A 14,681-nucleotide genomic window follows, 5' to 3' on the forward strand; every position below is an offset into this window, starting at 1 on the left:
GTCAGACCGCCGCGTCGGACGTGAGGGCGTGAGCGGGCTCGTCGAGTCGCTTCATCGTGTCGAGGACCGAATCGGCCGTCGGCTCACGCAGTTCGTCGACGATCTTGCCGTCGGCGAGGAACACCACCCGGTCGGCGTAGGCGGCCGCGCGGGGGTCGTGGGTGACGATGACCACGGTCTGGTGGAATTCGTCCACCGCGGCCCGCAGGATCGACAGCACCTCGCCCGAGGACTTCGAGTCGAGGTTGCCGGTGGGCTCGTCGCCGAAGATGATCTCCGGCTGCCCTGCCAGGGCCCGGGCACACGCGACCCGCTGCTGCTGACCTCCGGACAACTCCCCCGGGCGGTGCTCGAGACGATCCTGCAGCCCGAGTTTGGTGAGCACGTTCTCGAGCCACGCGGCGTCCGGCTTGCGGCCCGCGATGTCCAGCGGAAGGGTGATATTCTCCAGCGCCGTCAGCGTCGGCACCAGGTTGAACGCCTGGAACACGAAGCCGATGCGGTCGCGTCGCAGCTGGGTCATCTGCTTGTCGGTCAGCGTCGTCAACTCGGTGTCGCCGATGAGGACGGAACCCGAACTGGCGGCGTCGAGGCCGGCCAGGCAGTGCATCAGCGTCGACTTGCCGGAACCGGACGGTCCCATGATCGCGGTGAACTCACCACGGGCGAACTCCGCGGATACCGCGCTGAGCGCGTGGACCTGGGTGTCGCCGGTGCCGTACGTCTTGGACAGCTCGACAGCACGGGCAGCGACAGCGGGGGCATGCGTGCTCATGATCGCCTTTCGTCATTCTCTTGTGGCGGTCCGGCCCCGTGGTGACGGGCCGGGACGGTGCACGCGCGGCGCACTCCTCCATCTTGTCGACACCCGCGGCGGCCCGCCATCAGGGACCACCCTGATCTTCGGTAAGTCGGGACGTGATCCCTGACACGGCGACCCGGCCGGAAACGCCCACAACGGATGTGCCGACCTGGGAGAATTTCGGTATCGCCGGTGCGAAGGAGAGCCCTCATGGCCATCGAACCCCCCACACCCCGGACGGGATCGCGTTTCCTCGACGCGTTCCTCCAATCACCGTTCGCCGGCCTGGCGCCGTGGATCGTGATGTCGCTGCTGTCCGGCCCCGGGCGGTTCGAGGAATCCGTCGCCACCGCTCTCGGGTTGTCGATCCTGTTCCTGTTCCTCAGCCACCGCCGCGGCGGAAGCCTCAAACCCATGGAAGTGTTCGACATCGTCTATTTCGGCTGCCTCGCCGTGATCGGACTGTTCGCCTCCGACAGCCTGATCACCTGGCTGGAGAAGTGGTCGGGCGAGATGTCGAGTCTGGCGCTCGTCGCGTTCGCGTTCGGCTCGCTGTTGCTGCGCAATCCGTTCACCCTGCCGTACGCGAAAGAGACTACACCCGAGGAGTATTGGACCTCGCCGCTGTTCCTGAAGGTGAATCAGCTCATCACCCTGGTGTGGGCGCTGTCCTTCACAGTGTCGGCGGCATCCGGACTGTACGGCGACCTCGTCCTCGACCAGCCGGACAATTTCTGGACGGGGTGGATCATTCCGATCGGGGCGTTGCTGTTCGCGCTGTCCTTCACCGAGTGGTATCCGGACGTGGCGAGCGCGCAGGCGCCGCGGGAACCCGGGGAACCGGAAGAGGTGGCGCCGCCGCTCGTCAAGCTGTTCGACTTCCTCCCGCCGTACGTGATCGGCGTGGGGATCGCGATGCTCGTCACCGACAACGACCCCGACTGGCTGGGCATCACCCTGATCGTGGTGGGCGCCCTCGGCAGCGCCGCGTTGCGACGCGCGGGCACGCAGAGCCGAAGCAGTTCGACCGCATGAGGCAAAACGTCACTGATCGGAGCACCGGCTACTAGCCTGATGTGACTGACGTCACAGACGAAAGGTGGGCGCATGTCGGACGCCGAGAACGAGATCATCTTCGACCGACTCGCGCACTGGGCGCAGGTTCGACCGGACGACGTCGCCGTGCAGTTCCAGGGCGCCGACTACACGTGGTCCGGGTGGCACGACCGGATCCTGCACGTCGCGGGAGCCTTGGCAGAAGGCGGAATCGGGGCAGGCGACACGGTCGCGTTCGTCGACAAGAACCACCTGTCCTGCCTCGAGGTCACCTACGCCGCCTCCCTCCTCGGCGCGGCGGCCGCAGTGCCCAACTGGCGACTGGCCGGCGAGGAACTCGACTACGTGATCAACGACTGCAAGGCGCGAATCCTGTTCGTGGGCAACGAGTTTCTCCAGCAAGTCATGGCCTTGCGGGACCGGCTGACCGGCATCGAGCAGATCATCACCGTCGGCGGGGAGCACGACGAGTTCGAGCCGTGGCTCGCCGAGGCGTCCGTCCTGTCGTCGAGGCCGGACGTGGCCGCGGAGGCCACCGCGCTGATCCTCTACAGCTCGGGAACCACGGGCAGGCCCAAGGGCGTTCAGCTGACGCACCGCAACCTGATCGCGCACAGCATTGCGGTGCTCGACATCCTGCCCGCACGGCACGACGACTGTCTGCTCGTCGCCATGCCGCTGTTCCACGTCGGTGGGAGTTGCTACGCGATCATGGGTGTGCACGCCGGCGCCCGCTGCCATTTCACGAGGGAGGCCGACGCGCCGTCGCTGTTCGGTGCGCTCGTGGCCGGTGCGAACATCGCGTTCCTCGTTCCGCCGGTGATCGCCGGGGTGCTCGCCGGGGGCGAGCAGGCCGTGGCCGCGTTCGGCGCGCTGCACCGCATCACGTACGGCGCCGCCCCGATGCCGCTGCCGTTGCTGCGCAGCGCGCTCGCCGCCTGGCCGGAGGCGGAGTTCGTCCAGGTGTACGGAATGACCGAATGCGCGGGTGTGGTCACCGCACTCCTGCCGGACGTGCATCGCGACGAGTCGCAGGAGGCGAGGATGGCGTCGGCGGGACAGCCCATTCCCGGTGTGGAGATGCGCATCGTGGACCCGGCCACCGCCGAGGACGTCGCCACCGGTGAGACCGGGGAGTTGTGGTGGCGATCGGACCAGCGCACGCCCGGCTATCTCGGCAAACCCGAGGCGACGGCGGAGGCGATCACCGCGGACGGGTGGTTGCGCAGCGGCGACATGGGCCGCGCGGACGCCGACGGTTTCGTGTTCATCGAGGATCGGCTGAAGGACATGATCATCACCGGCGGCGAGAACGTGTACTCCCCCGAGATCGAACGGGTCCTCGTCGAACACCCGGCGGTGGCGGAGGTCGCGGTGATCGGCGTTCCCGACGACCACTGGGGTGAGACGGTCAAGGCCGTCGTGGTGCCGGTGACCGGAAGCAGCATCGAACCGGACGAACTGATCCACTACACCCGTCAGCGCCTGGCGAAGTTCAAGTGCCCGACGACGGTCGACGTCGTCGACCTGCTGCCGCGCAACCCCACCGGCAAGATCCTGAAGCGGGAACTGCGCGCGCCGTACTGGAAGGACCGCACTCACAAGCTCGTGTGACCGCCGTCCATACTGGGACCGTGACCGTTCGATGCCCCTGCCTGCTCGGTGAACCGTATGACGAGTGCTGCGGGAGGTATCACCGCGGCGAGGCGAAGGCGCCCACGGCCGAGCGCCTGATGCGATCCCGGTTCAGCGCGTTCGCGGTGCTGGACGCCGATTATCTCCTCGCGACGTGGCATCCGAGCACGCGGCCCGCGGGCCTGGACCTCGATCCGGCGCAGCGCTGGACCCGCCTCGACATCCTGGGCACGACCGGCGGCGGTCTGCTCGACACCACCGGCACCGTCGAGTTCCGTGCGCACTTCGTGCTGGACGGCCACCGCGAATCGCTGCACGAGAACAGCCGATTCGTCCGTGAGGACGGCAACTGGCTGTACCTGGACGCGATCGCGACGCCACGCCCGGGGCTCCCGCGTCTCTGATCGGCCCCGGCTTACGATCGGATCATGATCAACCACCGGATCGGTCCCTTCGCCGCGTTCGCTGCCTGCGCGCTGGCCCTGACACTCACCGGATGCTCGGAGTCGAACTCCGCCAGCAGTGTGGCGGCGACGTCGCCTGCCGCCGCGGCCACCACCGGCAGCGCACTCGAATCCGAGTCGGCGCCGATCCCGACCGACGCGTCGCCGAAGTCGTCCGCGGCGTCCGAGTCCGCGAAGCTCACCGTCACCGACGTCCGCGTCGGCGGGCACGAGGGATTCGACCGCGTGGTGTACGAACTCGGCGGCAAGGGCGCCCCGGGCTGGCGGGTCGAATACGTGGACCAGGCCGTGCAGGACGGCAGCGGCAAGACGATCCCGGTGTCGGGCAACGGCATCCTGCAGGTGCAGATCGACGGCTCGGCGTACCCGTTCGACAGCGACGTGGAGGGCTACTCGGGCCCCAATCCGGTGCCCGGTGTTCCCGGCGGCACGGTGACCGAGGTCAACGGTGCGCTCGTGTTCGAAGGCGTCACCCAGTCGTTCATCGGCGTGAGCGCGCCCGGCCGTCCGTTCACGGTGTCCAACCTGTCCGATCCGACGCGGGTGGTCGTCGACGTCGCGAAGTGACGCTTCCCGCGCCCGCTGCTTGACCTCGAGTTAAGTTGAGGTTCTACGGTCATGTCATACCCCGGCTCTACCGTGGGGGGACAGCGACAGGAGGCCGCCGGCATGAGCATGGAAGTCACGGCGTGGAACGCGATGTACAACGCGATGCACGCCCAGGAAGATCGACGCCCCTTCTCCCGGACGACGTTGCGGCGGATCGCCCGTTTCGCCCGGCCGCACCGCCGCAACCTCGCGTGGTACCTGCTGCTCAGCGTCGTCACGGCCGCGCTGGCCGTGGCCACCCCGGTGCTGGCGGGCCGCGTCGTGAACGCCATCGTCGGCGGCGACGCGGTGTCCGTGATCGTGCGTCTCGCGGCGCTCATCGCGGTCATCGCCGTCCTCGAATCCGCACTCGCGCTGTGGACGCGGTGGTTGTCGGCGAGCATCGGCGAGGACCTGATCCTCGACCTGCGCACCGCCGTGTTCGACCACGTGCAGCGGATGCCGATCGCCTTCTTCACCCGCACCCGCACCGGCGCGCTGGTCAGCCGCCTCAACAACGACGTGATCGGTGCGCAGCGCGCATTCAGCGACACCTTGTCGGGTGTGGTGTCCAACCTGGTCACGCTGGGCATCACGCTGATCGTGATGATCGGGATCTCCTGGCAGATCACGCTGTGCGCACTGCTGCTGCTGCCGATCTTCGTCCTGCCCGCCCGCACGATGGGCGCACGGCTCGCGCAACTCAATCGTGAGGCGGCCAACCACAACTCGGTGATGAGCACCCAGATGACGGAACGGTTCTCGGCGCCGGGCGCCACCCTCGTCAAACTGTTCGGCCGTCCGTCCGAGGAATCCGCCGAATTCGCGGTCCGCGCGCGGCGAGTCCGGAACATCGGCGTCCGCACGGCCATGCTGCAGTCGGTGTTCGTCACCGCGCTCACCCTCGTCTCGGCGCTCGCGCTGGCCCTCGTCTACGGACTGGGCGGGTTCTACGCACTGCGCGGACAACTCGACGCGGGAGCGGTGGTCGCGATGGCGATGCTGCTCACCCGCCTCTACTCGCCCCTTACCGCGCTGGCCAGCGCACGCATGGACGTGATGAGCGCGCTGGTGAGCTTCGAGCGCGTCTTCGAGGTCCTCGACCTGACGCCGCTGATCGCCGAGAAGCCCGACGCGGTCGCGGTGCCCGAGGGCCCCGTGTCGGTGGAGTTCGACTCGGTGGAGTTCGCGTATCCCTCGGCCGACAAGGTGTCGCTGGCGTCGCTCGAAGAGGTCGCGACCCTCGACACCCGCGGCGGCGTCGACGTGCTGCACCGACTGTCGTTCCGCGCCGAACCCGGGCAGATGGTCGCCCTGGTGGGATCGTCCGGGGCCGGCAAGTCCACCATCGCCCAACTGGTTCCCCGGCTCTACGACGCGGACGCGGGCTCGGTGAAACTCGGCGGGGTCGACGTGCGGGACCTGACCGCCGACTCGGTGCGGGCCACCGTCGGAATGGTGACCCAGGACGGGCATCTCTTCCACGACACCGTTCGAGCCAACCTCTTGCTCGCCCGCCCCGGCGCCACGCCGGCCGAACTCGCGGAGGTCCTGGAACGCGCCCGGCTCACCGACCTCGTCGCCGCCCTTCCCGACGGCCTCGACACGGTGGTCGGCGAACGCGGCTACCGACTGTCCGGCGGCGAACGCCAGCGGCTGACCATCGCGCGCCTGCTGCTCGCGCATCCTCGGGTGGTCATCCTCGACGAGGCGACGGCGCACCTCGACTCCACGTCCGAGGCCGCCGTCCAGGAAGCGCTGGGCGAGGCCCTCGCCGGCCGCACCGCCGTGGTGATCGCGCACCGGTTGTCGACCGTCCGCGCGGCGGATCTGATCCTCGTGGTCGAGTCCGGGCGCATCGTCGAACGCGGCACCCACTCCGAACTGCTCGCCGCGGGCGGCCGGTACGAAGAGCTGTACCGCACCCAGTTCGATACGGGCACGGTCTCGTCCCCAGCCCTCACCGAGGTGCTGCGGTGAGTCTGCGAATGGCGGAGAGGGGCAAGCCGATCCACTGCGGGCGGTTCCTCGCCTCGTACACCGTCTCGTACACCGCCTTGTCGAGTTCGTAGGCCCGGAGCAACGCCGCCGCCTCTCGCGGATCGGTGCCCGACACCGAGGCATAGCCCTCGCAGAAGGCGTCGGCGTTGCGCTGGGCCCATTCCCTCGCGCGGAAGTCCCGTTGCGACGCCGCTCCCATCGCCCCCATCGGCACCGAATCGGCCAGCAGGTGGTGGGCGGCGTAGTCGAAGGACCGCAGCATTCCCGCGACGTCCCGCAACGGACTGTCCCGTTCCCGGCGCTCGTCGAGCGTCTTGGCTGGCTCGCCTTCGAAGTCGATGAGCAGCCACCGCTCCGGTGTCCGCAGCACCTGACCGAGGTGCAGGTCCCCGTGAATCCGCTGGACGGCGGTGGCGCCCAGCGCTTCCGCCTCGGCGAACTTGTCCCGCACCGCGGCGGCCACCTCCCCCAGTTCGGGAACGATTGCGGTGGCGGCGTCCAGCCTGCGGTTCATCGCCTCCACCGTCGTCGACGCCACCTGCCGCTCCTCCGCACCCAGCGCACGCGCCAGCGTCGAGTGCACCTCGGCGACGGCAGCGCCCATGCGATGGGACTCACCGGCGAAGTCCGTCCCCAACTCCGCGGCGTGGAGATCCGCCTCGATGAGGAGGTCGCGGACGCTGCCCAGCGCCATGCTCCACCCGTCCGCCGAATTGGCCTCGAAGTCCTGCACCATCGCAAGCGTGGTGAGAATCCCGGCGACATCCGTCTCCATCCACGCCCGCAGCGTGGCCACGTATTCACTGCCCGCGCCGGCGAGCGCCAGATGGAGTTCCACGTCGGGATTCACCCCGGGGGTGACCAGGCGGAAGATCTTCATGAGCAACTTCTCCCCCAGCACCACCGACGTGTTCGACTGCTCCGCGCCGAGGGTTCGCCCACGCAGCCCCGGTTCGATCACCGTGCCCGGCACGGTCTTCAACTGCACCGGTCCGGAACCCTGCGCCTCGGCCAGCAGGTCCGCGTACAGGGTGATGACCTCGGCGTCGTGCAGTCCGTCGTACGCGATCATGCCGTTGCCGTCGCCGTCCGGCAACGCCCACGGTTCGAGGTCCTCGGGCAGATGACTGCGGAACCCCAGCGGCACCTGGTACACCTGCGCCGGGCCCGCCTCGAATTCCACCGACACCAGCAGGTGCTCGGCGGAGAACCCGAAGACCGACGTCAGCTCGTGGCGGAGCAGGATCCGTACCGCCGAGATGGTGTTGCCCTTCGCGGCGAACCACCTCCGGTCCGGCAACCATCGGACGAGTTGCCGTTCGAGGGTCTCGTCGGGAATGCGTCCGCTGGTGGGTTCGTTCACTGCTGCACCGCCTGTTCCGCTTCGCTGCTGACCGGGTGTCCGCTCACCGCGCCGTCGGATTTGGGATCCGGTTGCAGCGCGAACCAGAAGAAGCCGTGACCGGGCAGCGTGATCATGTACCCGTCGTCCCCGATCGTGGGAAAGGGAACGGAGCCGGTGAGCTCCACGGGGATTCGGCCGGTGAACTGGGTGAGGTCCAGGATCACCGCCTGCGGGAACCGGGACAGGTTGTTGACGCACAGGATGACGTCGCTGTACGCGCGGTCCTCGCTCGGCGGGGTCTCCCGCACATACGACAACACGGCCGGGTTCGCACTGCCGAGTTCTGTGAACGAGGCCGTTCCGAACGCCGGGTGCTGCTTGCGAACCTGGATCAGCCGGCGGGTCCAGTGCAGCAACGAGTTGGTCGAGTTCATCTGCGACTCGACGTTCACCGACTGATAGCCGTACGTGGGGTCCATGATGACCGGCAGATACATTCGCGCCGGGTCGGCGCGGGAGAATCCGGCGTTGCGGTCGGGCGTCCACTGCATCGGCGTCCGCACCGAGTCCCGGTCGCCGAGCCAGATGTTGTCGCCCATGCCGATCTCGTCACCGTAGTAGAGGACGGGCGAACCCGGCAGGCTCAGCAGCAGCGCGGTGAACAGCTCGAGCTGGTTGCGGTCGTTCTCGAGCAGCGGCGCGAGGCGCCGCCGGATGCCGATGTTCGCCTTCATCCGCGGGTCCTGCGCGTACTCGGAATACATGTAGTCACGCTCCTCGTCCGACACCATTTCGAGCGTCAACTCGTCGTGGTTCCGGAGGAAGATTCCCCATTGGCACGAACTCGGAATCGGCGGGGTCTGCGCGAGGATCTCGGAGATCGGAAAACGGTTCTGCCGCCGCACCGCCATGAAGATGCGCGGCATCAGCGGGAAGTGGAACGCCATGTGGCACTCGTCGCCGACATTGGGCTCCCCGAAGTACTCCACGACGTCCGACGGCCACTGGTTGGCTTCGGCGAGCAGCGCCCGCCCCGGGTACTCGGCGTCCATGACGGCTCTGCACTTCTTGAGGAACGCGTGGGTCTCGGGCAGGTTCTCGCAGTTGGTGCCCTCCCGCTCGAACAGGTAGGGCACCGCGTCCAGCCGGAAGCCGTCGATTCCGAGGTCCAGCCAGAACCGCAGCACGTCGATCATCGCGTCCTGGACGTCGGGATTGTCGTAGTTCAGGTCCGGCTGGTGGGAGAAGAAGCGGTGCCAGTAGTACTGCTTGCGCACCGGATCCCACGTCCAGTTGGAGGTCTCCGTGTCGACGAAGATGATCCGCGCCTCCGGATACCCTGCGTCGCGGTCGGACCAGACGTAGAAGTCGCCGTACGGGCCGTCGGGGTCGTTGCGCGACTCCTGGAACCAGGCGTGGGTGTCGGACGTGTGGTTCATGACCAGGTCCGTGATGACCCTGATCCCGCGGCGGTGCGCCTGATCGAAGAGCTGCACGAAATCCTCGACCGTCCCGAATTCCGGCAGCACGGCACGGAAGTCGCGGATGTCGTATCCGCCGTCGCGCAGCGGTGAGTCGTAGAACGGTGGCAGCCACAGACAGTCGACGCCGAGCCAGGACAGGTAGTCGAGTTTGGACGTCAGCCCCCGGAGATCGCCCGTTCCGTCTCCCGAGGAATCGAAGAACGCGCGGACCAGAACCTCGTAGAACACCGCGGTCTTGAACCACTCGTTGTCGACCTGCAGTTCCCTGGCGTGGAAGAAGTCCTCGGAACGGGCCTCGATGATGTGGCCTTCGAGGTCGTGCTCCGGTGGGGCCGCGCCCTCCCGGGACGGGTCGGCGAAGGCCGACGACGAATCTTCCAGGGGCATAAGCACCTCGGTTCGCGACTCGATCACAGGAACAGGGATGTTCCCCGGACACGTGCCTCGATCGTAGGTCGGTCCTGCCAGGACCGCTGGGAACGCGCGCAGACTTCCAATCGAGGACAGTAGGTGTCCGCTATCCGCGCAACACTGAATGCATGAACGAGACACCCAGCACCCCAGCCCCCATTTCCGACGAGCGCGGACTCCTTCTCCTCATGCTGGACAACCAGCGCACCGCGTTCCGCAATGCGGTGTCCGGCCTGACGGAGGAGCAGGTCCGCAGCGTGCCCAGCGCGAGCGAGATGAGCCTGGCGTCCGTCCTCAAACACGTGATCGACGGCGAGGAGGCGATGACCGCCCGCATCACCGGCACCCCGCGCGGTGCCGGCGACGATCCGGTGGCTGCGTGGATGGCGGCATGGAACGTCGCCGAGGACGAGACCGTCGACGTCCTTCTCGCCCGCTTCGACGCCGCGCAGCGCGCCACCGAGGCCGCGGTCGCCGCCGAAACCGACCTGGACCGCGACGTCGACCTGCCCGCCGACGTGGCGCAGTGGATGACGTCGGGAGTCGTGTTCACAGTGCGTTACATGCTGCTGCACCAGATCGAGGAACTCGCCCGGCACGCCGGTCACGCCGACGTCATTCGGCAGTCTCTCGACGGCGCGCGGGCCGATACGCTGGCCGGCGGCGGCAGCTGGTCCTGACTGTTTCCCCGCTCTCGGGTAAATTCTCCGCTCGGGCGGCGCTGCAGAGCTGCCCGAACGAGACAATGAGGAGTTCAGGTGGACGGTATGAGCGTGATGCGACGCACGATCGCGACGGCAACGGTCGGTATCGCGGCTTTCGGCCTCGCGGGCACGGCAGCGGCGGACCCGGCCACCCCCGACGTCCCCGGACTCGCCGAACTCCGCACCCAGGCCGACAAGCCCGAGGAGAAGGCCGCGGTCGAGGCGCTGGCCACGTCGACCGTGCTGCGTGACGTCGCGGGTGAGAACACACCGTTCTTCTACACCGCACCGACCGTGGGATGCGGCACCCTCGCACCGGTCACGCTGACGCTGGCGTCGGGCACCACCGGGCCCACCGCCGAGGTGAAGGCGCACGAGATCAGCTTCCAGGCCCTCTCCGCCTATCCCGGTGTCGTGAAGTCGTCGGGACTGAACGTCGCCTGGATCAACACGAGCACCGGCGGCAGCGGCATCCTGCCCCTCGACGGGCTCACGGAAGATGGCTACCCCGCGCTGAACAAGGTGGTGGCAACGGGCGCGGGCACCGTCGTGGCATCGATCTTCGGCACCGTCGACTACACCAGCGCGACCTGCTACGTGCTGCCGACCGTCGGTTCGTTCTTCGTTCCCGAGGAGGGCCCGCTGCCTGCCGAGGCTGCGCAGCCCGCCCCGGCTCCCGCTCCCCCGGCGTAACCGCCGGGGACCCCGGTCAGGGCCGCGCGAGGACTACTCGCGCGGCCTTTTCCTGTCGTCCCGGTCGCGCTGGAACTTTCCGCCGGCTCGGTCGTCGCGGCCACCACGGCCCGGACGACCCGACGGCGGCCCCGAGTCGGGCTGCAGCTGGATCAGCACACCGGAGATCCGGGTGCGGCGCAAAGCCTCGAGGGTTTCGCTGGACAGGTCGGCGGGCAATTCCACCAGGCTGTGGTCCGGGCGGATGCTGATGTGCCCGAAGTCGCTGCGCCGTAGCCCGCCCTCGTTCGCGATGGCACCGACGATCGCACCCGGCACCACCCGGTGACGCTTGCCGACCGCGATGCGGTACGTCGCGAGCTCCTGGCCTTCCGGTCCGCGCGAGCGGGTCGGAGGGCCGTCGTCGAAACGGCGCGGCGGGCGGGGTTCACGGGGTTCACGTTCACGGCGGGGCGCGGGCGCGGGCGGCGGTTCGGGCGCCATGAGGAACGCCTCACCGTCACGCGACTGCACCGCGAGCGCGGCAGCGATATCGGCGAGCGGAACGTCGTGCTCCTGCTCGTAGTCCTCGATCATCTTGCGGAACAACGCCAGGTTGTCGGAGGTCAGGCTCTCGGTGATCGAGTCGCCGAACTTGGACACACGCTGCGCGTTGACGTCGTCGACGCTGGGCAGCTGCATCTCGGCGAGCGGCTGACGGGTCGCCTTCTCGATGGCCTTGAGCAGGTGCCGTTCGCGCGGCGCCACGAACAGCAGCGCCTCGCCCGCGCGCCCGGCGCGACCGGTGCGGCCGATCCGGTGGACGTACGACTCCGTGTCATGCGGGATGTCGTAGTTGACGACGTGGGAGATGCGGTCGACGTCGAGGCCACGCGCGGCCACGTCGGTGGCCACGAGGATGTCGAGGGCGCCGCTCTTGAGCTGGCCGATGGTCCGCTCACGCTGGGCCTGCACGATGTCACCGTTGATGGCCGCGGCGGAGAAGCCGCGCGAACGCAGTCGTTCCGCGAGGTCCTCGGTGGCCTGCTTGGTGCGCACGAAGATGATCATGGCCTCGAAGTCCTCGACCTCGAGGACACGCGTCAGGGCGTCGAGTTTGCGCTGGTGCGCCACCTGGACGTACCGCTGCGAGATGTTGGACGCCGTCGACGTCTTCGACTTCACCGTGATCTCGACCGGATCGTGCAGGTACTGCTTCGAGATCTTGCGGATGGCGCCCGGCATGGTGGCCGAGAACAGCGCGACCTGCTTGTATTCGGGGGTGTCGGAGAGGATGCGCTCGACGTCCTCCTGGAACCCCATCTTCAGCATCTCGTCGGCCTCGTCCAGGACGAGGTAGGAGAGCTTGGACAGGTCGAGGGTGCCCTTCTCCAGGTGGTCGATCACCCGGCCGGGCGTGCCCACCACGACGTGCGCCCCGCGCCGGAGACCCGACAGCTGGACGCCGTAGCTCTGGCCACCGTAGATCGGCAGGACGTGCAGGCCCGGGATGTGGGCGGAGTACTTGCCGAACGCCTCCGCGACCTGCAGGGCCAGTTCGCGGGTCGGCGCGAGGACCAACGCCTGCGGCGACTTCTGCGTCAGGTCGATCTTCGAGAGGATCGGTACCGCGAACGCAGCGGTCTTGCCGGTGCCGGTCTGCGCGAGGCCGACGACGTCGTTGCCTGCGAGGAGCGGCGGAATGGTGGCGGCCTGGATCGGCGAGGGCGACTCGTAGCCCACATCGGACAGTGCCTTCAAGACCCGATCGTCGATGTCGAGGTCGGCAAAAGTGGGGGGTTCGGGGTCACGCTCGATATCACTCATTGACCAGCAGTTTAGTGCACGAGTCCACACTGCAACGCCACGCCGCGGAAATCGGCGGCGACCGGGACGGGAGACACCCGCCGCGCGGTCGTCGCCTAGCGTGGACGGCATGGTCGATGTCGCTGTCATTCAGTTCGCTCCCGGTCAGGACAAGCAGGCGAACCTGCGCACGGTCCGCACGCTCGCCGCCGAGGCCGCGGGCCGCGGCGCGAAGGTGGTGGTGGCGCCGGAGTACGCGATGTTCACGGCGCCCAGAACGGACGAGCGGATCGTCGAATCGGCAGAGGCCCTGGACGGCGAGTTCGTCGGCGGGCTGGCCTCGACCGTAAAGGAACTCGACGTCCATCTGGTGGCGGGAGTCAACGAGGCGCTGCCCGGGGACGACCGCATCTCCAACACCCTCGTCGCGCTCGGGCCCGGCGGCGACATCGTCGCCACGTACCGCAAACTCCACCTGTACGACGCATTCGGCTACAAGGAATCCGACGTCATCCGCGCCGGGGAGATCGGCGCCCCGGAGACGTTCGCCGTCGACGGCCTCACGTTCGGAATGCAGACCTGCTACGACCTCCGGTTCCCCGAGGTCACCCGGCGGATCGTCGACGCGGGCGCCGACGTGCTGCTGCTGCCGGCGCAGTGGGTGCCCGGGCCGCTCAAGGAGGATCACTGGTCGACCCTGATCCGGGCGCGCGCGATCGAGAACACCGTGTACGTGGCGGCCGCCGATCAGAGCGCGCGCACCGGGGCCGGGAACAGCATGATCGTCGACCCGATGGGTGTGACCCTCGTGTCGCTCGGTGAGCGGGTGGGAACCGCGGTCGCGGCGGTCGATGCGGAGCGGATCACCGAGGTGCGGGAGAAGAATCCCGCCCTCGCCCTGCGCCGATTCACCGTCAGCGAGATCTGAGCGCCCCGATCGGGAGTAGCGTCGGAGACGAGCCGTTCTCCACGATCACGGAGCGTTCGATGTTGTACACCAGTCGCGCCGACGCCGGTCGCCGACTGGCCGCCGCACTGGACCACCTGCGCGGAACCGACCTGGTGGTGCTCGGACTGCCGCGCGGCGGCGTCCCCGTCGCATTCGAGATCGCCGCGGCCCTGTCGGCACCCCTCGACGTCGTGCTCGTCCGCAAACTGGGCGTCCCGTGGCAGCCGGAACTCGCGATGGGCGCGATCGGCGAGGGCGAGTCCCGGGTGATCAACGACGACGTTCTCCGCATCGCCCGGGTCAGCAAGACGTCGCTCGCCATGGTGGAGGCGAAGGAGCGCCACGAACTCGAGCGGCGGGCACGGGTGCTGCGCGGCGGCAGGCCGCGGGCGTCGCTGAGGGGCCGCATCGCCGTTCTCGTCGACGACGGCATGGCCACGGGCGCGACCGCAGCGGTGGCCTGCCAGTCGGTGAAGAAGCTGGGCGCGGCGAAGGTGATTGTCGCGGTCCCGGTGGCCGCTCCCGAGGCCGTCGGCCGGCTGCGCGTCACCGCCGACGAGGTGGTCTGCCCCTACACCCCAGCCGATCTCGGCGGCGTCGGCAACGCGTACGCCGATTTCCATCAACTCTCGGACAGCGAGGTCACAGACCTTTTGACGCCCCGCTGACGGTCGTTCTCGAGGAATCTTCAGCTCCAGTGCAACGTTCCCGGAGGCCCTGTCGATACACCGGACAGAGCACAGAACAGACTGCCTTTGGAGGAT

The 14,681-nt window shown here is 68.3% G+C and carries 12 protein-coding genes and 1 pseudogene; 9 read left to right on the plus strand and 4 right to left on the minus strand.

What is annotated here, in order from left to right; genetic code table 11:
- Window position 1 precedes the first annotated feature (1 nt).
- Window positions 2-775, minus strand: coding sequence for an ABC transporter ATP-binding protein (locus tag CJ179_RS06880; RefSeq protein WP_072948371.1), 774 nt, complete (start codon window positions 773-775; stop codon window positions 2-4).
- Between the two features lie 143 nt (window positions 776-918).
- On the opposite strand from CJ179_RS06880, the pseudogene CJ179_RS06885 reads away from it, so the two are divergent.
- From CJ179_RS06885 to CJ179_RS06905, 5 genes and pseudogenes are all read left to right on the plus strand, one after another.
- Window positions 919-1,837 (plus strand): annotated as a pseudogene (locus CJ179_RS06885) (hypothetical protein).
- Between the two features lie 72 nt (window positions 1,838-1,909).
- Entirely contained in the window at window positions 1,910-3,472 is a 1,563-nt protein-coding gene (locus CJ179_RS06890) for a long-chain-fatty-acid--CoA ligase (protein WP_095860966.1), read from the plus strand.
- A complete protein-coding gene (locus CJ179_RS06895) occupies window positions 3,469-3,897 on the plus strand; it encodes a YchJ family protein (RefSeq protein ID WP_072948367.1) in 429 nt (142 codons plus the stop codon). Before CJ179_RS06890 ends, CJ179_RS06895 begins: the two co-directional genes overlap by 4 nt.
- Before the next feature lie 24 nt (window positions 3,898-3,921).
- Complete coding sequence (locus CJ179_RS06900) at window positions 3,922-4,524, plus strand: lipase chaperone (RefSeq protein WP_095860967.1); 603 nt, start codon at window positions 3,922-3,924, stop codon at window positions 4,522-4,524.
- A gap of 102 nt (window positions 4,525-4,626) precedes the next feature.
- Window positions 4,627-6,525, plus strand: a complete 1,899-nt coding sequence (locus CJ179_RS06905; protein ID WP_095860968.1) for an ABC transporter ATP-binding protein — start codon at window positions 4,627-4,629, stop codon at window positions 6,523-6,525.
- Here CJ179_RS06905 and CJ179_RS06910 read toward each other — a convergent pair.
- Both CJ179_RS06910 and treS read right to left on the minus strand, forming a co-directional pair.
- A complete protein-coding gene (locus CJ179_RS06910) occupies window positions 6,506-7,909 on the minus strand; it encodes a phosphotransferase (protein ID WP_072948361.1) in 1,404 nt (467 codons plus the stop codon). The genes CJ179_RS06905 and CJ179_RS06910 overlap by 20 nt on opposite strands.
- On the minus strand, window positions 7,906-9,762 hold the full coding sequence (treS, locus tag CJ179_RS06915) for a maltose alpha-D-glucosyltransferase (protein ID WP_095861078.1): 1,857 nt from the start codon (window positions 9,760-9,762) through the stop codon (window positions 7,906-7,908). Before treS ends, CJ179_RS06910 begins: the two co-directional genes overlap by 4 nt.
- A gap of 152 nt (window positions 9,763-9,914) precedes the next feature.
- Between treS and CJ179_RS06920 the strand changes: the two genes are divergently transcribed.
- Both CJ179_RS06920 and CJ179_RS06925 read left to right on the plus strand, forming a co-directional pair.
- The gene (locus CJ179_RS06920; protein ID WP_072948359.1) at window positions 9,915-10,466 is read left to right on the plus strand and encodes a DinB family protein; all 552 of its coding nucleotides are present in this window, start codon (window positions 9,915-9,917) and stop codon (window positions 10,464-10,466) included.
- An 87-nt stretch (window positions 10,467-10,553) separates the two neighbouring features.
- The gene (locus CJ179_RS06925) at window positions 10,554-11,183 is read left to right on the plus strand and encodes a hypothetical protein (RefSeq protein WP_072948357.1); all 630 of its coding nucleotides are present in this window, start codon (window positions 10,554-10,556) and stop codon (window positions 11,181-11,183) included.
- 33 nt (window positions 11,184-11,216) lie between these two features.
- On the opposite strand, the gene CJ179_RS06930 is transcribed toward CJ179_RS06925, so the two are convergent.
- A complete protein-coding gene (locus CJ179_RS06930) occupies window positions 11,217-12,989 on the minus strand; it encodes a DEAD/DEAH box helicase (protein ID WP_095860969.1) in 1,773 nt (590 codons plus the stop codon).
- Between the two features lie 109 nt (window positions 12,990-13,098).
- Between CJ179_RS06930 and CJ179_RS06935 the strand changes: the two genes are divergently transcribed.
- Window positions 13,099-13,896, plus strand: coding sequence for a carbon-nitrogen hydrolase family protein (locus CJ179_RS06935; protein WP_095860970.1), 798 nt, complete (start codon window positions 13,099-13,101; stop codon window positions 13,894-13,896).
- A gap of 59 nt (window positions 13,897-13,955) precedes the next feature.
- Entirely contained in the window at window positions 13,956-14,585 is a 630-nt protein-coding gene (locus tag CJ179_RS06940) for a phosphoribosyltransferase (RefSeq protein ID WP_095860971.1), read from the plus strand.
- Window positions 14,586-14,681: the final 96 nt, after the last annotated feature.

Origin of the sequence: Rhodococcus sp. ACS1, assembly GCF_002300155.1 — a bacterium.
In the GTDB taxonomy this organism is placed as follows: Bacteria; Actinomycetota; Actinomycetes; order Mycobacteriales; family Mycobacteriaceae; genus Rhodococcus_F; species Rhodococcus_F koreensis.

Bases quoted from the DNA above. Each gene is read 5' to 3' on its own strand.
- CJ179_RS06880 (WP_072948371.1), bottom strand. From the start codon at position 775: ATGAGCACGCATGCCCCCGCTGTCGCTGCCCGTGCTGTCGAGCTGTCC.
- CJ179_RS06890 (WP_095860966.1), top strand. From the start codon at position 1,910: ATGTCGGACGCCGAGAACGAGATCATCTTCGACCGACTCGCGCACTGG.
- CJ179_RS06900 (WP_095860967.1), top strand. From the start codon at position 3,922: ATGATCAACCACCGGATCGGTCCCTTCGCCGCGTTCGCTGCCTGCGCG.
- CJ179_RS06905 (WP_095860968.1), top strand. From the start codon at position 4,627: ATGAGCATGGAAGTCACGGCGTGGAACGCGATGTACAACGCGATGCAC.
- treS (WP_095861078.1), bottom strand. From the start codon at position 9,762: ATGCCCCTGGAAGATTCGTCGTCGGCCTTCGCCGACCCGTCCCGGGAG.
- CJ179_RS06920 (WP_072948359.1), top strand. From the start codon at position 9,915: ATGAACGAGACACCCAGCACCCCAGCCCCCATTTCCGACGAGCGCGGA.
- CJ179_RS06925 (WP_072948357.1), top strand. From the start codon at position 10,554: ATGAGCGTGATGCGACGCACGATCGCGACGGCAACGGTCGGTATCGCG.
- CJ179_RS06930 (WP_095860969.1), bottom strand. From the start codon at position 12,989: ATGAGTGATATCGAGCGTGACCCCGAACCCCCCACTTTTGCCGACCTC.
- CJ179_RS06935 (WP_095860970.1), top strand. From the start codon at position 13,099: ATGGTCGATGTCGCTGTCATTCAGTTCGCTCCCGGTCAGGACAAGCAG.
- CJ179_RS06940 (WP_095860971.1), top strand. From the start codon at position 13,956: ATGTTGTACACCAGTCGCGCCGACGCCGGTCGCCGACTGGCCGCCGCA.